Raw genomic sequence first — 18728 nt, 5'->3', positions numbered from 1 at the left:
GACGGTACCCGTCGGGAAACGGCGAAGGGGCCGCACACCGATTTCGGTGTGCGGCCCCTTCACTTCAGTTTCGAGAAGGGTGATCCAGAGATCAGATCGGGCGGATGTTCTCCGCCTGAAGGCCCTTCTGGCCCTGGGTGATCTCGAACTCGACGCGCTGGTTCTCGTCCAGCGAGCGGAAGCCCGAGGTCTGGATGGCCGAGTAGTGCGCGAACACGTCCGCGCCACCGTCATCCGGGGTGATGAAGCCGAAGCCCTTGTCAGCGTTGAACCACTTGACAGTACCGACAGCCATTTGTGTCTATCTCCTTGATGGCTTGTAACAAACCGCGACCCACACCTCATGAGCCACGTGTCGCCGAAAGGCCCCAGACGACAGAACCGGCCATGCAGCACAGCGAAAGTCAGTGGGAGTCCAAAACTGCAACGCGATAACTGTAGCCGATCTGTGGCCTTGTGGAAGGGGTGACCAGGAACACGTGTCGCTGATTGTCGCCGCCTGCCACGCTCCGTGATCACCCCGCTGCAGTCCCGGAAGAACCCGCCAGGACCACGAAATCCTGCGCCGACCTGCTCGTTCGTCGTCGTGACCCGGTGCCGGAGCGTTCCAACGTGGGACTGGACTCCGGTACGCCGGGTGATGGACGCGCGAACCTGATCGATTTTTCCGGCGTGTCGCACGACTCTGGACATTCGCCGCACGGCACGCCAGGGTGGCCCCGAGGAGGCACGGTTGATCGTCAAAGTGACCCGCAGCGGAGGTTTCGCCGGTCTGATGGCCCACGGCGAGCTCGACACCGCCGGCCAGCCCGACGCGGACCGGCTCGAGGCGGCCCTGCAGGCTCTCGACCCCGCACGGCTCGGTTCCGGTCGTCCACAACCCGACCGGTACGTGTACCGCGTCGAGGTGCGCGACGCCCCGGAGCGGGACGCCACGCACCTCATCGTCGCCGAGCAGGACCTGGACGAGACCACAGCCTGGTTGCTCGACCGCGTGCTCCAGAGCTAGCGCCAGGCGATCTCAGGCGCGCGGTAGAAGTTGACGCTCAGCGCGTCCCACCGCGACCCCTGCCCGGCCAGCCGGTCCTTGTACGTCGGCCAGTCGAGCGCCGAGGCCGGCGACCAGCCCAGCTCGGCAATGCCCGGCAGCCGAGGGAAGGCCATGAACTCGACCTTGTCGGTGTCGTCGAGCGTCTCCGACCACAGCGGCGCCTCCACACCGGCGATCGAGTCCTCCGGCAGGTTCGGGACGAGCGTCGACGGGTTCCAGCTGTAGGACTTCTCCACACTCACCAGTCCGGCCCAGCTCAGCCCGTACGGAGTGTCCTTGTGGTACTTCATGTCCAGGTACGCGCGGTTGGCCGGTGACAGCACCACCTTGGCGCCCTGCGCTGCCGCCTTGCGTGCGAGCTCCTGTGACCGCGCGTCGTCAGTACCCCAGTACTGCGCGATGCTGCCGGCCGGCAGTGGAGTCTCAGCGATCTCCTGCCACCCCATCACCCGCTTGCCGTGCTTGGTGACCAGTCCGGCCGCCTTCGGCACGAAGGTGAGGTAGTCCGAGTGCGGCGTCGAGTGCGCCTCGTCACCACCGAGGTGTACGACGTCACCGGGCGTTTGCTCGGACACCTCCCGGAACACGTCGTCCAGGAACGTGTAGGTGATGTCCTTGCCGACACACAGCGAGCTGAACCCGACACTGGTGCCGGTGTAGAGCGGCGGCGCCACCCCGTCGCAGTTCAGGTCGGCGTACGACGCCAGCGCCGCGTTGGTGTGGCCAGGGGTGTCGATCTCGGGGATCACGGTCAGGTACCGCTCAGCGGCGTACCGGACGATCTCGGCGAAGTCGGCCTTGGTGTAGTACCCGCCGGGTGTGCCGCCGACCTCGAGGCTGCCGCCGTACGTCGTGAGCCGCGGCCAGGAGTCGACCTGGATGCGCCAGCCCTGGTCGTCGGACAGGTGCATGTGGAACTTGTTCAGCTTGTAGAGCGAGGCGAGGTCGATGTAGCGCTTGACCTCGGCCACCGAGAAGAAGTGCCGGGACACGTCGAGCATGGCGCCGCGGTACGCGTACCGCGGTGAGTCGGAGATCGTCGTACCGGAGATCTCCCACGGACCGGGCTGACGGGTGGCGGCGTCGGCCTTGGCGGGCAGTAGCTGGCGGAGGGTTGTGATGCCGCGGAACAGCCCCTCTGGCGTGGCGGCGGTGACGTCGACACCGGAGCGGTCAGCGCGCAGTTGGTAGCCCTCAGCGCCGAGGGAGCTCGGTCCGTCGGTGGAGAGGGTGATCGTGCCCGCACCGGGCTTCACGGGGAGTGGGTAGCCCGTGGAGCGGCGTAGCTGAGCACCGAGCTGGTCAGCTACCCGGTGGGCGGCCTGGCGCTCCTTGGAGTTGGTGATCACGCCGACAGTGCTCCAGGACTGCAGCGTGAAGGTCTGGCCCTGGAGAGCGGCCTGCGACACCGGCTTGGGGATCAGGGCAGGTGCAGGCGGTGCTCCCGCGGCTGCGGTGCTACCCACGACGAGCGGTGTGGCCAGCAGGGCAGCGGTGAGGAGGCCTATGAGTGGACGACGGGGACGGACTAGTCGCTTCATGACCGGAAGTGTTCGCTTGCTCACTCACTGGGTCAAGATCTTGCAAGCGTCTCAGCCATACTTGTGGGCCATCGCGATCGCCTGAGGCACGTAGCTCCCGCCGAACAGCACAACGTGGGTCAGCAACGGGTGTAGTCGGTGGAGACCGACCCGGTCACGCCAACCGTCCGTGAGCGGGTGCACCTCGTCGTACGCGCGGAGCACTCGCTCGAGGTGGGGCAGCCCGAAGAGGCCGAGCATGGCGAGGTCTGTCTCCCGGTGTCCGCCGTGCGCTGCCGGATCGATCAGGTGTACGCCGTCATCGCTCCACAACACGTTGCCGGACCACAGGTCGCCGTGGATCCGGCTCGGCTGCTCGGTCGGGTCGTCGTACGTCCCTGCCTCCAGACGCGTGCACACCTGCTCGAACACATGCAGTTGGTGCCCGTCGATCGCGCCCTGGGTGTACGCCGACCGCAGGTAGGGCCGGATCCGCAGGTTCGCGTAGAACTCGCCCCACGACTTCACCGGCTCCAGCGCATGTGGCAGCCCGATTCTGCCGATGTAACCGTCCGTGTCCCAGTCATCCGGCGGTACGCCGAAGTGTCGGGCGCCGGCGTCGTGGGTGACGGCCAGCCGCCGTCCGAACTCGTCAGCCGCGGCACCGGTCGGTGGAGCGAGCTCCAGCTTGACCGTGCTCAGCTGACTCGGGGAGACGTCGACCGGCTCCGCAACAGGCACTCCACCCGGTACGGCGAGCCACCGCAGCCCAGCGGCCTCGACCTCGAAGAACCCCGGTGGCGCGTCATGCCGCCTCTTCACAAACCTGTCGCCCGGGACGGTCATGCTCGCACTCTGCCATCCGCACCCGAGGCCGAGCCAGCACCGGCTCGCTCAACATGACGAGAACCGCTGCGGCCGTCAGCAGGCCGCCGACCAGGGCCACGCTGTGCACACCGACGTGGTCGACCAGCGTGCCGCCGACAAACGCACCTGCGGCGATCCCGACGTTGAAAGCCGAGCTCATCCCCGCGGACGCGACATCAGTGCTACCTGGCGCGAACTCCAGAGTCCTGCTCTGGACTGCGACGGCCAGACCGCTGAAGGCCATGCCGACGGTGGCGAGCAGGGCGACGGTCGGCACCTGTACGTGTCCGAACGCGTAGAGCCCGACCAACGCGCAGCTGAGGAGTGCGAGCGGCACAACCACCGCTGCCCAGGGATACCGGTCGAGAACCCGGCCGACGATCAGGGTCCCGACCAGACCGCCGAGACCGCTGGCGAGCAGCATCGGGCCGAGCACACCGGAGGAGAACCCGGTGATGTCAAGCAGGAACGGTGTGACGTAGGTGTTGAACGTCAGGAACCCGGTAACCCCGACCGCCGAGGCGACGACGAGTACGACGAACCGACGCGCGTCGGGAGTGCTGCCACGTCCAGATGCGGCGTTCCGGACCTCAGCGGCGGGCAGGAGGCAGGCGATTCCGATGCATGCCACCGCGCCCAGTCCGGCCATCAGGCCGAGCGGCACACGCCAGCCCGCCTGCTCGCCGAGCCAGGTGCCGAACGGGATACCGAGCACCGGCGCGAGGGCGGTGCCGATCGCGAGACGTGCGACCACCCGGCCACGGACGTTCGGCGGGAACAGTCCGGTCGCGATCGGTGGTGCGATCGCCCAGAAGAGCGCCTGCGACAGGGCCGTGACCAGCCGCGCGGCGAACAGCGTCTCGTACGTCGGTGCGACCGTCGCGACGGCGGTCGACAAAGTCAGCACCGCGAGCGTGCTGCCGAGCACGAGCCGGCGCGGAAGGTGCTGAGTGAGCCGCGCCAGCGGGATGGACGCCAGGACGACGACGGCGGCGTACCCGGTGACCAGCAGTCCGACCTCCGAGCGGGAGCGGTCGAGGTCGGCGGCGATGACGGTCAGCAGGCCGATCGGCAGCACCTCGATGGTCACGTACGAGAAAGTGCTCAGTGCGAGCATGACGAGGGCGGCGTTGGCTCGGCGGGACGTGATGGGCATGACCTCACCTGTGATTCCAGTATTGGGTCGTATGGTGGTAGCATTTCATCCATGGCAGACGACCGCAAGGATGAACTCCGGATTGTTGGTGGGCACCCCGCCCTCGACCTGGTGAACACGGTAGCTCCCCGCCTGCCCGGTGACACCGGTGGGCGCGACTACCTGCCCGACCCTGCCGACTTGCTCGCCTGGAGCCGCCGGATCGAGATCGTCGACCCGGCCGAGGCAGAGGCCGTCGCTGCGGTGTGGGGGAGTGCGCCCGATCTGGCTGAGAAGGCCCTGCGTGCAACCGTCGAGATCCGCGAGGCGACCTACGTGGTGCTCGCCCAGCGTGCGTCCGGTGTTGGTCAGAAGCCCGCGAACTTCGAACAGGAGCAGGGGCCGGCGTTCGAACGGCTGATGTTGCGCTGGGCGGCGGCGTCGGCCCGATCGATGCTGGTGTCGCGTGAGAGTGGGCCCGGTGTCGCCGAACTTCGGGTCGGCACGTCGCCGGCCCTGATGATCCCCGATCGCCTGGTTGCCGCTGCGGTCGACGTACTGCGGACGGTCCAGCTCCGTCAGTTGCGCGCCTGTCCGGTGGACGACGGCGGCTGCGGTTTCCTCTTCCTCGACCACAGCCGGAACGGCTCACGCCGGTGGTGCTCGATGGAGGACTGCGGGACCCGCGCCAAGATCCGCAAGCTGAGTGCCCGCCGCCGATCCGCTTCCACTGTCTGACCGGTTAGCCGGTACGACGGCCTCCTGCTCGCCGTCCGCGATCGCATGACACGTCAACAAGGCGTGTCGAAAGATGCGAACTGTCCGTCCGACCTGTCATCGTAGGCGGCCGGGCCTTCCGACCACGACGGGCCTGGCCGGTCCTGCCCCTGACAGGGGCAGGCAGTTGACACAGAAGCTGGAGGACAGATGACGCAGGTGGCAGAGCAGCCGGGCAGTACTGCCGGGCGGCTCGGCTCGGTGGTGCTGGATTGCCCGGACCCACTCGAGCTCGCCCAGTTCTACTCGGCGCTGCTGGGGCTGGAGATCGACGAGAACGGTGACGACGACTGGCGGAGCCTGACCGGCCCCGGGTCGTCGCTCGGGTCCTCGACGCTGGCCTTCCGGCGCTCGGAGCAGTACGTGCCGGCCACGTGGCCCGGCACCGACGCGCAGGATCTCCATCTCGACCTCATCGTCGACGACCTTTCCAGCGGCCACGCCAGCGTGACCGCGCTCGGGGCCGAGCCGCTCGACCCCCTGGACCCACCACCCGCCGAGAATGCCCGCGGCTGGCGCATCTACGCCGATCCCGCAGGCCATCCGTTCCGTATCTGCCTCGAGTAGGCATGCCCGTGCCCGCCCCGGCCTTGCGGTCGGGGCGGGCCGGACAGCTCAGACCCAGCCGGCGCTTCCTGTGAACGGGAAGTGCCGGCTTTCGTCGTACCGGGGTCGTGGCTGGTAGCTGTTCACTCCCGGTTCGCCCCGCAGGTGGAAGGCGCTCGGGTACGGCGTCTCCGGGTCCGTGATCCGGGTCGACGTCGGGATGTAGCGGATCGTCAGGCCGCAGCGCCTCCGTGGTGAGGTGTTCGCGTTGCTCCCGTGCACGATGTTCGGGTGGTGCACCTCGACATCACCCGGTGCCAGCACCATGTCGACCGCCTGAGACTCGTCGACCTCGACCGCGATCTCCTTGCCCAGCACGCTCTCGACCTCGGTGTTGTCCCGCATCCCGGCGACCCCTGAGGTGTGGCTGCCCGGGATGACCCGGACACAACCGTTCTCCGGGGTGGAGTGGTCGACGGCCAGCCACAGCGTCACCACCTTCATCGGATCGAGCGGCCAGAACGCGGCGTCCTGGTGCCACAGCACCGGCTGACCGGAGTACGGCGGCTTCGAGATGTAGTGCGACGCGAACAGCGCGAGATCCGGCCCGACGAACCGCTCCGCGATGTCCAGGAGCCGATCGTCACTGATCAGCCGGACCCAGAACGGGTCGTCGCGCAGGTAGACGTGCCCGAGTTGCTCGGGCCGTACGTCGGGATGACGAGCTTGCAGCCACTCGACATGGTCGTTCACTTCCTTGATCAGTGCCTGGTCGATGACGTCGCGGAAGATGACGTAGCCGTCGGTCTCAAACATGTCTTCATGGTGGTCGGGAGGCGCTGTTGCGTACTAGCAGCGAGCTGACGTGAACTTGTAGCTTGTTGATGTGGATCAGGTGCTGCGGTTCGAGTCGCACGCGTTCGGCCGGCCGTATCACGCGGCCCGGGTGCGGATCCCGGCGCGGGCCCGCGACACCGAGTTGCACACGCATGCCGACTTCCACGAGTTCATGGGCGTCGTGTCGGGCAGCGGCGAGCACCTGCTGACCACCGGCGTCGAACAGTTGCAGGCCGGCGACGTCGTACTGGTCCGGCCGAGTGATCGGCATGCGGTCCGCGGCTCGGCGCCTGACGGGCTGGAGTTCGTGAACATGGCCTTCCCGAGCTCTGCCTGGCAAGGTTTCCTCGACCTGACCCGGACCGCCAGTTGGGCGGCTGCGCGGGGACCAGTCACCTTTCACGCGACGGAGGCGATCGCCGTCTTCGAGCATGCGCTGGAACGCTTCCAGGACGAGCCCGGACCCTACGACCTGATGCGCTTCTGGATCGACCTGCTCCCGCTGGTCTCCTCCGACGAGCACACAGCTCGCCCGGGAACACCGGACTGGCTGGCCAAGGCCTGTACGGCGATGCGCGCGGAGAACAACCTCCACGGCGGCGTTCCACGGCTGCTGGAGCTCGCCGGAGTCAGTCCGGCGCACCTGTCCCGGTCGATGCGAACGGCGTACGGCGTGACGCCCACGGACTTCGTCACCGATCTCCGCCTCGAGCACGCCTCGTCGTTGCTAGCAGCAACAAACGAACCGGTCGCGACCATCGCGGCTCGCTGCGGTTTCGCCAGCCAGTCGTACTTCAGCCGCCGCTTCACCGCCGCCCACCACCTCTCACCCCGCGAGTTCCGCCGCCGCTCACAGCGAGCCTTCGTGCCCTAGCGCTGCTCGGACCGCTGGAGATTCGCGACGGCCGCTGGAGATTCGCGACGGCCCGGTCAGGCCGCGGCGAGCGCCTTCCGGATGCGCTTCTCCGAGACCGGGTACGGCGTACCGAGGGTCTGGGCGAACAGGCTGATCCGCAGTTCCTCGAGCATCCACCGCACCTCGAGCAGCTCCGGGCTCGGATACTTCCCGGTCGGTACGGCGTTCAGCCGGGCGCGGTACTCGTCATCGAGCATGTGGATGATCGCCATCCCCGAGCGGTCCCGCATCGCGTTGGCGCCGATCTTGTCCAGCCGCTGCTCGATGCCCTTCAGGTACCGCACCACGTCGGGCAGACGCGTGGCTCCGGTCTCGGTGATGAAACCGGGGTGGACCAGGCTCTCCAGTTGACCGCGGACGTCGGACAACGCCGCGAGCAGCGCCGGGCTCGATGCCCGGGAGATCTGCTTGTCCACCGTGCGCGCATGCGACAGCACCTGCTCGACCTGCGTCAGGATCGTGAGCACGGTGTCCGCGAGGTCCGACCGTACGGCGTCGCGCAGTACGGAGAAGGCGGTCAGGTTCCACGCCGGGCCGTGCGCCGCGGTCATCAGTTGGTCGACGGCAGCGGCGATCGCGTCGTCGAGCAGTTCCCCGACGTTGCGGTGCGGGCCTGCCATCAGGGTCATCTTCTGCTGGTTGGTCAGGTGCCGTTGGACCACGTCGATCACCGACGGCATCGTGAGGAGCAGGAGCCGGCGGGTGCCGTTCCACATCGCGGCCGCCTGATCGCGTTCGGTCTCCTGCAGCCGGATCGCGACCGTCTTGCCCTCGTCGACGAGTGCCGGGTAGCCGGCGACCGTCAGGCCGTTGCGGTGCTCGGAGAAGCTGCGCGGGAGGTCACCGAAGGTCCAGTCGGTCAGGCCGGACCGCTCCAGCCCGCTGACCGCCTTCGACGCGACCTGCGAGATCGCGGCCGTGGTCTTCGGCTTCAGCCGTTCCTTGAGTCTGGCCAGATCCTTGCTCTCGGCCACGGTCTTGCCCTTGTCGTCGACCACCCGGAACGTCATCCGCAGGTGCTCGGGCACCCGGCTCCAGTCCCAGTCCGCTGGGTCGATGACCACGTCGCGGAGGTTCCGCAACTCGCGGGCGAGGGCGTCGGTCAGCGGACCCGAGGCCGGATCGAGCCGGGGGAGTACCTGCCGGGCATGGTCCGGGGCCGGCACGATGTTCCGCCTGATTGCTTTCGGCAACGACTTGATCAGGGTGGTGACCAGCTCCTCGCGGAAGCCGGGCACGCTCCACTCGAATCCGTCGGCGGTGACCTGGTTCAGCACCAGCAGCGGGAGGTGCACCGTCACGCCGTCGGCATCGGTGCCGGGCTCGAAGGCGTACGTCAGGTCGAAGGTCATCCCGTTCTGCGTCCAGGTGAGCGGGAACTCCTCCTCCTTGACCTCCGCACCTTCGCGGACGACCAGGGATCGCTCGAAGTCGAGCAGATCGGCGTCGCGTTGCCTGGCTTTCTTCCACCAGGTATCGAAGTGCCGACCGGTGACGACCTCGCTGCCGATCCGCTCGTCGTAGAAGGCGAACAGAGTCTCGTCGTCGACCAGCAGGTCGCGTCGCCGGGTGCGTTCCTCCAGCTCCTCGACTTCCTCGATCAGCTTGCGGTTCTCGTGGAAGAACTTGTGGTGGGTGTCCCAGTCGCCCTCGACCAGCGCGTGCCGGATGAACAGTTCGCGCGACACCTCCGGGTCGACCTTGCCGTAGTTGACCTTGCGCCTCGCGACGATCGGTACGCCGTACAGGGTGATCTTCTCGTACGCCATCACCGCGCCGGCTTTGCGTTCCCAGTGCGGTTCGGAGTACGTGCGTTTGGTGAGGTGCTGGGCGATGTCCTCGGCCCACTCCGGCTCGATCTTCGCGTTGACGCGTGCCCACAGCCGGGATGTCTCGACGAGCTCGGCGGCCATCACGAACTGTGGTGGCTTCTTGAACAATCCGGAGCCGGGGAAGATCGCGAACTTGGTGCCGCGGGCACCGAGGTACTGGTGCTGGTTCGCCGGATCCTTCATGCCGAGGTGGGAGAGCAGACCGGACATCAGCGCGATGTGCACACTCTGCGGATCGGCCGCCTCGCCGCTGTTGAGGGTGACGCCGATCTGCGACGCGACCTGGCGGAGTTGGGCGAAGATGTCCTGCCACTCGCGGACCCGGAGATAGTTCAGGTACTCGCTGCGGCACATCCGGCGGAACTGGTTGCCGGACAGCTCCTTCTGCTGCTTCTTCAGGTAGTTCCAGAGGTTCAGGAAACCGAGGAAGTCGCTGTTCGGGTCGCGGAACCGGGCGTGTGCCTGCTGCGCCTGAGCTTCGGCTTCGGTCGGGCGTTCGCGCGGATCCTGGATCGACAGCGCGGCCGCGATCACCATCACCTCGCGGACACAGGCGTGCTTGTCCGCCTCGACGATCATCCGCGCGAGCCGCGGGTCGAGCGGGATCTGGGCGAGCTGGCGGCCGACCGGGGTCAACCGGCGGTGCCGCTCGCTCGCCTTGGCGGCCTCGATCGCGCCGAGCTCGGTGAGCAGCTGCAGGCCGTCGGTGATGCTGCGCTTGTCCGGCTCGTCGATGAACGGGAACGCGGCGATGTCGCCGAGCCCAATGGACGTCATCTGCAGGATGACCGACGCCAGGTTCGTGCGCAGGATCTCCGGGTCGGTGAACTCGGGCCGGCTCTCGAAGTGCTCCTCCGAGTACAGCCGGATGCAGATGCCGTCGCTGGTTCGTCCACAGCGTCCCTTGCGCTGGTTGGCGCTCGCCTGCGAGATGGGCTCGATCGGCAGGTGCTGGACCTTGGTGCGGTGGCTGTACCGGGAGATGCGCGCCGTACCGGGGTCGATCACGTACTTGATGCCGGGAACTGTCAGCGAGGTCTCCGCCACGTTGGTCGCGAGCACGATCCGCCGGCCGGAGTGCGACTGGAAGACCCGGTGCTGCTCGGCGTTGGAGAGCCTGGCGTAGAGCGGCAGGATCTCGGTGTTGCGGAGGTTGTGATCGCGGAGCGCGTCGGCGGTGTCGCGGATCTCGCGTTCGCCGCTGAGGAACACGAGGACGTCGCCCGGTGCCTCGAGCGCGAGCTCGTCGACCGCGTCCAGGATCGCCTGGGTCTGGTCGCGATCGATCGTGCTCGGGTCGTCCGGGTCGTTGATCGGCCGGTACCGGGTCTCGACCGGGTACGTCCGGCCGGAGACCTCGACGATCGGCGCCGGATTGCCCTTGCTGTCGCTGAAGTGCTCGGCGAACCGCTCGGGATCGATAGTCGCCGAGGTGATGATCACCTTGAGGTCGGGGCGGCGGGGGAGAAGCTTCTTCAGATAGCCGAGGATGAAGTCGATGTTGAGGCTGCGCTCGTGTGCCTCGTCGATGATGAGCGTGTCGTAGCGGGTCAGATCGCGGTCGCGCTGCAGCTCGTTGAGCAGGATGCCGTCGGTCATCAGCTTCACCAGCGAACGGTCGCTCACCTTGTCGGTGAACCGGACCGCGAAGCCGATCGTCTCGCCCAACTCGGTGCCGAGCTCCTCGGCGATCCGCTCGGCGACCGTCCGGGCCGCGAGCCGCCGCGGCTGGGTGTGCCCGATCATGCCTTGCACACCACGTCCGAGCTCGAGACAGATCTTCGGGATCTGCGTGGTCTTCCCGGACCCGGTCTCACCCGCGATCACCACGACCTGGTGCTCGCGGATCGCGTCCCCGATGTCGTCCTTCAGCTGACTGACCGGCAGTTCTTCCGGATAGCTGATCTCCGGTACGGCCAGCCGCCGCAACTCCACCCGGCGCTCAGCCTGCTCGATCGCCCCGATCACGCCGACCAGAGCCTGCTCGCGCTTCTGAGCGTCCTTCGTCCCCCGAACCCGCTCCAACCGCCGCCCGAGTTGCTCCCGGTCGTTCGCGGTCAGCCCGTCGAGCCGAGGCAACACCTCGGCGAGAGACGGTCCGTCCGCCGCACCAGGGTCGGCCTGTACGGCGCCCGGCGTACCAGGGTCGGCCTGTGCGGCGCCCGGCGTACCGGAGTCGGCCTGTGCGGTGCCCGGCGTACCGGATGACCGCTTCTTGCCGCGCCGGCGCGGCCTCCGCGGACGCGCAGCGGGGTCCTGGACGGGACCGGTGGCTGGGGTGGGACTCGACGACTCGGTCCGGGCATCAGGCATAACGTGCCCAGTTTAGGCGGCCCGGCCTAGTCGCTCACCTGGGTTTCGGACGCCCACCCCATCACAACTTCGCCGGAGCCGGCGCTCTCCGCGGGCGCGGGCCGAGGCGCGTCGATTGTGATGGCCTGGGCGTCCGCCATCAGTCGCGCGGTGGGGCCTTGACGGCGAAGACGGGGACGGGGGATTCGAGGAGGACCCGTTGGGCGGTGCTGCCGAGGATGAGTTTGCCGACCGGGCTGCGGCGGCGGAGGCCCAGGACGATGAGGATCACGTCTTCGGCGGCGGCTGCTTTGAGGAGTTCGCCGGCGACGTCGCCGCTGGAGACGGCCTGCTGGATCGTCACCTCGACGCCGCGTTCGCGCAGGCCGGCCTCGGCTGCGGCCAGCTCGTCGGCGTTGGCGTAGCGGGCGTCGATGTAGGCGTCGCCGCGGCTGGTGTTGAGCAGCAGCACGGACGCGCCGCGCAGTTCCGCCTCGGCAGCCGCGGCCGCCAGCGCGGCCTCGCCCTCGGGAGTTGGCACATAGCCGACCAGGATCTTCACAGCCCTACTCTCCCATCAGTCGTCCTCGCCGAAGGTCAGGCGGTCGCGAGTGGGCTGTGTACCGCGGATGCGGGCGACGATCCGGGGAAGGAACGGCACGAAGAGGGGCGAGCACGGTCAGGATGATGATGATCAGGCTGAGCGGCCGGGTGAAGAACACGCTCGCGTCGCCGTTGGAGATCACCAGTGCCCGGCGGACTGCTCCTCCATCGCCGGCCCGAGGATGACACCCAGGATCACCGGAGCGATCGGGAAGTCGAGCTTCCGCATGAAGAATCCGACCACACCGATCAGCAAGGCCAGCAGCACTTCGTAGCCGGACCCCGACAGCGAGTACACACCGAGGCAGGCGAACACCAGGATCCCGGCGTACAGCAACGGCTGCGGCACCTTCAGCACCTGCACCCAGATCTGGATCAGCGGCAGGTTCATGATCAGCAGGATCAGGTTGCCGACGTACAGCGACGCGATCAGCGTCCACACCAGCGTGCTCTGGTCCTCGAACAGCTGCGGTCCCGGCTGCACGTTGAAGATCTGGAACGCCGCCAGCATCACCGCGGCCGTCGCAGACGTCGGCAGGCCGAGTGTCAGCAGTGGAACCAGGACGCCGGAGAACGACGCGTTGTTCGCCGCCTCGGGCCCGGCCACACCCTCGATGGCGCCGTCCCCGAACTCGTCGCGGCCCTTCTTGCGCGCCCGCCGCCGCTCGATCGAATACGACAGGAACGTCGGTACCTCGGCGCCGCCGGACGGGATCGCGCCGAACGGGAACCCGAGCGCGGTACCCCGCAACCACGGCGCCCACGACCGTCCCCAGTCCGACTTGTTCAGGTACCCGGTCCGCAGCCGCCCTCGCTCCAGTACGGCGGGAGGCTCGGGAGTGGACCGCAATTTCGATGCCACGTGCAACGTCTCGCCGATGGCGAACAATCCGACGATCACGATCACCACGTCGACACCGTCCAGCAACCGCAGCGTCCCGAACGTGTACCGCGGTGCGCCGGTCAGACTGTCCAACCCGATCAGCCCGATGAACAACCCGACCGTCAGCGAGAGCAGACCGCGCACCAGCGAGTGCCCGACCAGCGCCGTCACGGCAACCATCGCCGGCAGCGTGATCGCGAAGTAGTCGGTCGCCTGGAAGTGACTGGCCAGTTCGCCGATCGGCTTCGCGACGAAGGTCAGCAGCACGGTCGAGATGGTCCCGGCCACGAACGACCCGATCGCCACCGTCGCCAGCGCCGCCCTCGCCCGGCCCTTGAGTGCCATCTTGTGGCCCTGGATCGCGGTCGCCACCGAGGCCGACTCGCCGGGCGTGTTGATCAGGATCGACGTGGTCGAACTCCGGTACGACGCTCCGACGGCCGAGTCGTGGCCGCGATCGCCGTCGGCGGTCCGAGTACCCGCTTCAGCGACGGCAAGAGGAGGGGACCCGCATCAAGGGTCCGATCCCGAAGGGCATCATCCCGACCTACACCGGCCACCCGCCGCGTTCACTCCACGCTTGACTCTCACATTGATGTGAGGGGTTAACGTCGGTTGCATGGTTGAGCTGCAAGTCGTCCTGCCTGACGAATCCGCGACCATGCCGCCGGAGCGCTTGACCGAGCTTGCCGTTGCGGCGGAGGAGCTCGGTTTCGGTACGGCGTGGTTACCCGACCATCTGCTGCCACCGGGGGAGTTCGGGTCGACGTACGGCGGCGTGTACGAGCCGCTGGTGACGATCGGATTCCTGGCCGCGCGGACGACGCGGATCCGGTTCGGCACGTCGGTGCTGGTGCTGCCGATGCGCAGCCCGTACGTCGTCGCGAAGCAAGCGGCCACGTTGCACCGGCTCTCCGGGGAGCGCGTCATCCTCGGGATCGGCGCCGGGTGGGACGAGTCCGAGTTCGCCGCCGTCGGTGCGTCGTACTCGGATCGTGGCCGGCGGACGGACGAGGGCCTCGAGATCATCCGCGGCCTGTTCGCCGGCGAGGATCGCGGTGGCGTGTTCGAGCCGAAGCTGCGTGCTGCGCTGCCGATCATGACCGGCGGTACGAGTGGTCCGGCGTTGCGCCGGGCCGCGCGCTTCGGGGATGAGTGGCAGGGGCTGAACCTCGACGGCGCGGGCTTTGCGGCGGCGGTCGCTCGGATTCGGGCTGAGGCTGTTCGCCCGGTCAAGGTCGGGACGCGCCTGCACTGGCCCGGCGGAGACGTGGCGCCAACCGTCGACCTCGCTCACGAACTGATCGAGGCAGGCGCCGAGACGCTGGCGATGTCCTTCGGCGACGAGGCAGGCGCTTTGGATCGGATGACTCGCCTCGCCCAGGCTCTATAGGCTAGGGAGCTGTGACCAGGTCCCGTCTGTTGCTGGTCCACGGGTGGGGCGCGGATCGCCAATCGTGGAACGAGATCACCAAGCTGGTGTCGCCCTGGGCCGACGTCGTTGCCCCCGACCTCGCCGGCCACGGCACGCGGTCCGGCGAACGCGATCTCACCGTCGACGCGCTGGTCGGCGACCTCGCCGCACAGCTGACTGAACCGGTTGTTGCCGTCGGCCACTCGATGGGCGGGCAACTCGTCGCCTGGCTCGCGGTGCGATATCCCTCGCTCGTGCAGCGGATCGTGGTGATCGATCCGGCGTACGGCGCCGACGACGCCGAGATGGACCGTTGCCCCGCCGTACTCGAAGACCTGCGCACGCGTGGGTCGGAGGCAGGTGTCGAGTTCGTCGATCGTGCTTTCGCCGACGCGTATGGCAGCAGGCTGCACCTGGACGCCCGGGCGCAGATGGCCGTCACACCAGGTCCAGTGCTGGCTGACCTCTACCAGTCGATGTACCTCGCGTCAGGCAGCATCGGGGCCCGGCCGACGGCTCGCGCGTTCCTCCCGACGGTCGGTAAGCTCTGCCTCAGCCTCTACTCGAACGAGTACGCGGCCGCCTTCGCCCGCTCCATCCCATGGGTCCCCGGTTCGACCATCGAGGTCTGGCCCGGCACCACCCATTACCTCCACCAGCAGCACCTGGAGCGCTTCGCCGACCTGCTCAGGATCCGGCTGTCCTGAGACCAAAGGACTGCCAGGTCGTGACGAAAGTCCCTACCTGAAGGATCCCGGACCGCGGACGATGCTCTTGAGCGTGGAGTTCGGTTCTGGGGGCAGGGGGACACATGAAACACGCGCGCATCCTGGCTACGGCGGCAACGGCGGTAGCCCTGTTCGTCGGAACGTCCGTCCCGGCACAAGCCGACTTCGGCTCCGGGACACTGGGGAACTGGCAAGCGATGTCGCACGGCATCGTGGGCAGTTGGTCCACCGCTGACGTCGGCGTCGTCGGCGACTCCATCACCACTCGCTGCTACAGATCCCTCGGGACGCTGGTGGCGAGGCAGGGCGAGACGCTCGCGGTCAACTATTGGTCCGGCCGGCCGACGGCACCGACGGTCGACTGGATCTTGGCTCAGCCGAGGCTCCCCAGGGTCCTGGTGGTGCAGTCGGGCTCCAACGACATCTTCGATCCCCGCCCGGTCAGCGCCCAGGTCGCCCGCCTCAAGGCACGTCTCCCGGCCGGCACGATACTGCTCTGGGTGGATGTCCAGGTGTCCCGCACCCGGTACCCCGCAGCCGTGCAGTTGGCGGACCAGCGGAACTCGATGTGGGTGAACAACCAACTGCGGGAGAACCTCCCCAAGGCGCAGATCATCCCGTGGTCGTGGTGGCTCGCCTCGAACCCGGGCCGCATCGGGTACTACCTCCAGGACGGCGTACACCCGTGGACGGTGGCGGGCAGCGGCCACGGTGACGGGTGTGCGTTCTGGGCTGTGGTGATGATGACCGTCGTCGGGCCGGCGATCCAGTGACGCCTCACGGGGGAGTGAGTTTGCTGCGCAGGACCTTTCCGGTGGCGTTGCGGGGGAACTCATCCAGTACGACGATCTGGCGGGGCGTTTTGTAGCGGGCCAGGTTCGCCCGGACGTGGTCGATCAGCTCGTCCTCGGTGGCCGGTTCGCGCAGGACGACGTACCCGATCAGCCGCTGGCCGAACTCCTCGTCCGGTACGCCGACGACCGCAGCCTCGGCCACCGCGGGATGACTCGCGAGGCAGTCCTCGACCTCGACCGGGTACACGTTCTCGCCGCCGGAGACGATCATGTCGTCCTCGCGCCCGTCGACGAACAGCCGCCCGGCCCGGTCCAGATGCCCGAGATCGCCGGTGCTCATCCGCCCGTCCACGACCGTCTTGGACGAACCGTCGGAGTACCCGCCGAACACCAGCCCGCCGCCGGCGAAGATCCGCCCGGTCTCGCCGACGCGGACCGGCTGGTCCATGTCGTCAAGGATCCGGACCGTGCTGCCGAGGCACGGTCGGCCGACGGTCCCGGGCGCCGCGATCAGGTCGGCGGAGGTCGCGATCGTGGCGATGCCGATCTCGCTGGATCCGTACGCGTCGCACAGCACCGGGCCGAACTGCGCGATGAACCGCTCGGCCAACGGCGCGCCCAGGGTCGACGCGCCGGAGATCACCGCGCGGAGCGAGCGGAGGTCGTGCTGTGCGATCTCGGTCGGGCCGAGGTCGAGCATGCGGCGGAGCATGACTGGTACGGCGACGATCGAGCCGGCGCCGGTTTGCTCGATCTGGGTCAGTACGTCGCGGGCGTCGTACCGGCGGGAGAGGACGAGCGGCGATCCGAGGAACAGCGCGAGCATCGAAGTCAGCAGACCGAGTCCGTGGAACAACGGCGGGCAGATCACCATCGGCTCACCCGACCGCAGTCCGAACCGGTTGAGCGCACTCGCTGTCAGTCCAGCGAGCCCTGCCGCTGTCGGCACTCGGGGCGCGGCTTTCGGCGTACCCGTCGTACCGGACGTCAGGATCGTGATGTGCCCGGGCGTCTCGGGCTTGGGGGCCTCAGCTGCCTTCGATTCCGCAAGCTCGTCGAGCCCTTGCGATGCGAGCACTGTCGGGGTGTCCGTCTCTGGGGCGAACTCGGCGTCGTGGATGAGCAGGTCGGGCTTGTGCCGCTCCAGGACCGCCTTGAGCTGTGGGGGAGCGAACTCGGTGTTCACGAACAGCACGTCCGCGCCCACCCGCGAGGCGGACAACGTCGCCTCCAGGAAACCGCGATGGTTCCGGCACAGGACGGCAACCTTGCTTCCGGCAACGATCCCGTGGTCGGCGTGCAGGGCGGCCGCGATCCGTTCACAGCGGCGGTCGAGCTCGGCGTACGTCGTACTGCCGGTTTCGTCGATCACCGCGGGACGATCCGGGAACCTGATCGCGGCGACCGCACCGAGCGCGGCCATCGACTGACCCCAGTGGCGCAACGCGCGCTCGATCCCGACCAGGTGCGACGGCCGGGCCGGGCGCCAGACGCCGGACTTGATCAGCGCGACCGACACACCGCCGACCTCGGCCGCTGCCTGCACAAGCCAGTCCGGCGGTCGCATCGGTCCGATCGGTCGCGGTGTCCTCACGATTCTTCGTCTCCTGTGGTCCGTTTGCGCTTGGAGCTGATCCGGAAGTACTGCTCCAATAGCCGATCGGTCGGGATCCGAAACAGGTTGCCGAGCAATTCGGCCGGCCGGACCATCGGCGGCGTGATGTTGTGCGTCCGGTCGGCGATCGCCGTACACACCTGATCTGCCGCCTGTTCCGGTGTCAGCCCCGGCATCTTGTTCAGCACCGGCGTCGGCTCGCTCATCCGCGTGTGCACGAGACCCATGTAGACCGTCGAGACAGTCACCCCGTCGCCGCGGATCTCCTGCGCGACACACCGCAGCCAGACGTCGAACGCGCTCTTCGAGGCCAGGTACGCCGACCAACGCGCCATCGGCGGCGTCCGTACGCCGGCTGTCGACACGTTCACGATGTGGCCGGATCCGCGTTCCCGCATCGACGGCAGCAACTCGAGCACCAGCTTCGCCGGGCCGAGGTAGTTGATCGCGTTCGTCCGCTCGATGTCGTGGAACCGCTGATACGAGTCCGCGATCGACCGCCGGATCGACCGGCCCGCATTGCTCACGAGCACGTCAACCCGCCCGTGCTCCTCCAGCACAGTCCGCACGAGCCCTTCGACCGCCACCGGGTCAGCCAGGTTCACGGCGTACGCATCCGCCTCACCACCCGCGGCCCGAATCTCCCCAGCCACCTCTTCCAACCGCTCCGCCGTACGAGCCACCAACAGAACCGTCGCGCCTGCGCGGGCTAGCCGCCGCGCGGTCGCTTCGCCGATCCCGTACGACGAGCCGGTGACGAGTACGACCCGGCCGTCCACAGCAGCCGTCAATCGCTCGTCGCTGACCCGCCGACGTCCCTGAGCCGCCGCAACCAGAAGGCCCCAGCCCACCGCGCGCTTCCCACTCACCATGCCCCGACATTACCCGCAAGTAGCCCTCCCGGGCAGCCCTGGCGGG

At 68.1% G+C, this 18728-nt stretch carries 17 protein-coding genes; 7 read left to right on the top strand and 10 right to left on the bottom strand.

Going from position 1 to position 18728, the window contains the following annotated elements:
• Nucleotides 1-91: 91 nt before the first annotated feature.
• A complete protein-coding gene (locus EV652_RS36230) occupies nt 92-295 on the bottom strand; it encodes a cold-shock protein (protein ID WP_012921273.1) in 204 nt (67 codons plus the stop codon).
• Between the two features lie 438 nt (nt 296-733).
• On the opposite strand from EV652_RS36230, the gene EV652_RS36225 reads away from it, so the two are divergent.
• Nucleotides 734-1009: a protealysin inhibitor emfourin gene (locus EV652_RS36225; protein ID WP_132214024.1), complete on the top strand. Its 276-nt coding sequence runs from the start codon at nt 734-736 to the stop codon at nt 1007-1009.
• On the opposite strand, the gene EV652_RS36220 is transcribed toward EV652_RS36225, so the two are convergent.
• From EV652_RS36220 to EV652_RS36210, 3 genes are read right to left on the bottom strand one after another with little or no spacing between them, the layout of a single operon-like run.
• Nucleotides 1006-2592: a beta-N-acetylhexosaminidase gene (locus tag EV652_RS36220; protein WP_132214022.1), complete on the bottom strand. Its 1587-nt coding sequence runs from the start codon at nt 2590-2592 to the stop codon at nt 1006-1008. The genes EV652_RS36225 and EV652_RS36220 overlap by 4 nt on opposite strands.
• A gap of 51 nt (nt 2593-2643) precedes the next feature.
• Nucleotides 2644-3417 carry a fructosamine kinase family protein gene (locus tag EV652_RS36215; RefSeq protein ID WP_132214020.1) on the bottom strand — a complete coding sequence of 258 codons (774 nt, stop codon included), beginning with the start codon at nt 3415-3417 and terminating at the stop codon, nt 2644-2646.
• On the bottom strand, nt 3377-4594 hold the full coding sequence (locus EV652_RS36210; RefSeq protein ID WP_132214018.1) for an MFS transporter: 1218 nt from the start codon (nt 4592-4594) through the stop codon (nt 3377-3379). The genes EV652_RS36215 and EV652_RS36210 overlap by 41 nt, the downstream gene beginning before the upstream one ends.
• Before the next feature lie 51 nt (nt 4595-4645).
• Between EV652_RS36210 and EV652_RS45545 the strand changes: the two genes are divergently transcribed.
• Together EV652_RS45545 and EV652_RS36200 are read left to right on the top strand one after the other, a co-directional pair.
• The gene (locus tag EV652_RS45545; protein ID WP_132214016.1) at nt 4646-5311 is read left to right on the top strand and encodes a CGNR zinc finger domain-containing protein; all 666 of its coding nucleotides are present in this window, start codon (nt 4646-4648) and stop codon (nt 5309-5311) included.
• Nucleotides 5312-5500: 189 nt separating this feature from the next.
• Nucleotides 5501-5917, top strand: coding sequence for a VOC family protein (locus EV652_RS36200; RefSeq protein WP_132214014.1), 417 nt, complete (start codon nt 5501-5503; stop codon nt 5915-5917).
• 48 nt (nt 5918-5965) lie between these two features.
• Here EV652_RS36200 and EV652_RS36195 read toward each other — a convergent pair whose 3' ends face one another.
• On the bottom strand, nt 5966-6712 hold the full coding sequence (locus tag EV652_RS36195; RefSeq protein WP_132214012.1) for a phytanoyl-CoA dioxygenase family protein: 747 nt from the start codon (nt 6710-6712) through the stop codon (nt 5966-5968).
• Between the two features lie 70 nt (nt 6713-6782).
• Between EV652_RS36195 and EV652_RS36190 the strand changes: the two genes are divergently transcribed.
• The gene (locus EV652_RS36190) at nt 6783-7607 is read left to right on the top strand and encodes a helix-turn-helix transcriptional regulator (protein ID WP_132214010.1); all 825 of its coding nucleotides are present in this window, start codon (nt 6783-6785) and stop codon (nt 7605-7607) included.
• A gap of 56 nt (nt 7608-7663) precedes the next feature.
• Here EV652_RS36190 and hrpA read toward each other — a convergent pair whose 3' ends face one another.
• The 3 genes from hrpA to EV652_RS36175 all read right to left on the bottom strand — a co-directional run bounded on the left by hrpA (nt 7664) and on the right by EV652_RS36175 (nt 13658).
• Nucleotides 7664-11794 carry an ATP-dependent RNA helicase HrpA gene (gene hrpA / locus EV652_RS36185; RefSeq protein ID WP_242002209.1) on the bottom strand — a complete coding sequence of 1377 codons (4131 nt, stop codon included), beginning with the start codon at nt 11792-11794 and terminating at the stop codon, nt 7664-7666.
• 139 nt (nt 11795-11933) lie between these two features.
• Complete coding sequence (locus EV652_RS36180) at nt 11934-12335, bottom strand: universal stress protein (RefSeq protein ID WP_132214009.1); 402 nt, start codon at nt 12333-12335, stop codon at nt 11934-11936.
• Nucleotides 12336-12515: 180 nt separating this feature from the next.
• Nucleotides 12516-13658, bottom strand: a complete 1143-nt coding sequence (locus EV652_RS36175) for a tripartite tricarboxylate transporter permease (RefSeq protein WP_242002221.1) — start codon at nt 13656-13658, stop codon at nt 12516-12518.
• Between the two features lie 220 nt (nt 13659-13878).
• On the opposite strand from EV652_RS36175, the gene EV652_RS36170 reads away from it, so the two are divergent.
• From EV652_RS36170 to EV652_RS36160, 3 genes are all read left to right on the top strand, one after another.
• Entirely contained in the window at nt 13879-14652 is a 774-nt protein-coding gene (locus EV652_RS36170) for an LLM class flavin-dependent oxidoreductase (RefSeq protein ID WP_132214007.1), read from the top strand.
• Nucleotides 14653-14663: 11 nt separating this feature from the next.
• Nucleotides 14664-15380 carry an alpha/beta fold hydrolase gene (locus EV652_RS36165; RefSeq protein ID WP_132214005.1) on the top strand — a complete coding sequence of 239 codons (717 nt, stop codon included), beginning with the start codon at nt 14664-14666 and terminating at the stop codon, nt 15378-15380.
• A gap of 104 nt (nt 15381-15484) precedes the next feature.
• Nucleotides 15485-16174, top strand: coding sequence for an SGNH/GDSL hydrolase family protein (locus EV652_RS36160; RefSeq protein ID WP_132214003.1), 690 nt, complete (start codon nt 15485-15487; stop codon nt 16172-16174).
• A gap of 4 nt (nt 16175-16178) precedes the next feature.
• Here EV652_RS36160 and EV652_RS36155 read toward each other — a convergent pair whose 3' ends face one another.
• Together EV652_RS36155 and EV652_RS36150 are read right to left on the bottom strand one after the other, a co-directional pair.
• Nucleotides 16179-17789 (bottom strand): AMP-binding protein, encoded by a 1611-nt coding sequence (locus EV652_RS36155; RefSeq protein WP_242002208.1) that lies wholly within the window; start codon nt 17787-17789, stop codon nt 16179-16181.
• Nucleotides 17786-18682: an SDR family NAD(P)-dependent oxidoreductase gene (locus EV652_RS36150; protein WP_132214001.1), complete on the bottom strand. Its 897-nt coding sequence runs from the start codon at nt 18680-18682 to the stop codon at nt 17786-17788. Before EV652_RS36150 ends, EV652_RS36155 begins: the two co-directional genes overlap by 4 nt.
• Nucleotides 18683-18728: the final 46 nt, after the last annotated feature.

This window comes from Kribbella steppae, from assembly GCF_004342025.1.
Lineage (GTDB): Bacteria > Actinomycetota > Actinomycetes > Propionibacteriales > Kribbellaceae > Kribbella > Kribbella steppae.
Note: the sequence above shows the minus strand (reverse complement) of the source record. Positions and strands in the feature narration are given on the sequence as shown.

What these genes read in the sequence shown, in the direction of transcription:
- EV652_RS36230 (WP_012921273.1), bottom strand. Translation starts at nt 295, where the DNA reads ATGGCTGTCGGTACTGTCAAGTGGTTCAACGCTGACAAGGGCTTCGGC.
- EV652_RS36220 (WP_132214022.1), bottom strand. Translation starts at nt 2,592, where the DNA reads ATGAAGCGACTAGTCCGTCCCCGTCGTCCACTCATAGGCCTCCTCACC.
- EV652_RS36215 (WP_132214020.1), bottom strand. Translation starts at nt 3,417, where the DNA reads ATGACCGTCCCGGGCGACAGGTTTGTGAAGAGGCGGCATGACGCGCCA.
- EV652_RS36210 (WP_132214018.1), bottom strand. Translation starts at nt 4,594, where the DNA reads ATGCCCATCACGTCCCGCCGAGCCAACGCCGCCCTCGTCATGCTCGCA.
- EV652_RS45545 (WP_132214016.1), top strand. Translation starts at nt 4,646, where the DNA reads ATGGCAGACGACCGCAAGGATGAACTCCGGATTGTTGGTGGGCACCCC.
- EV652_RS36200 (WP_132214014.1), top strand. Translation starts at nt 5,501, where the DNA reads ATGACGCAGGTGGCAGAGCAGCCGGGCAGTACTGCCGGGCGGCTCGGC.
- EV652_RS36195 (WP_132214012.1), bottom strand. Translation starts at nt 6,712, where the DNA reads ATGTTTGAGACCGACGGCTACGTCATCTTCCGCGACGTCATCGACCAG.
- hrpA (WP_242002209.1), bottom strand. Translation starts at nt 11,794, where the DNA reads ATGCCTGATGCCCGGACCGAGTCGTCGAGTCCCACCCCAGCCACCGGT.
- EV652_RS36170 (WP_132214007.1), top strand. Translation starts at nt 13,879, where the DNA reads ATGGTTGAGCTGCAAGTCGTCCTGCCTGACGAATCCGCGACCATGCCG.
- EV652_RS36160 (WP_132214003.1), top strand. Translation starts at nt 15,485, where the DNA reads ATGAAACACGCGCGCATCCTGGCTACGGCGGCAACGGCGGTAGCCCTG.
- EV652_RS36150 (WP_132214001.1), bottom strand. Translation starts at nt 18,682, where the DNA reads ATGGTGAGTGGGAAGCGCGCGGTGGGCTGGGGCCTTCTGGTTGCGGCG.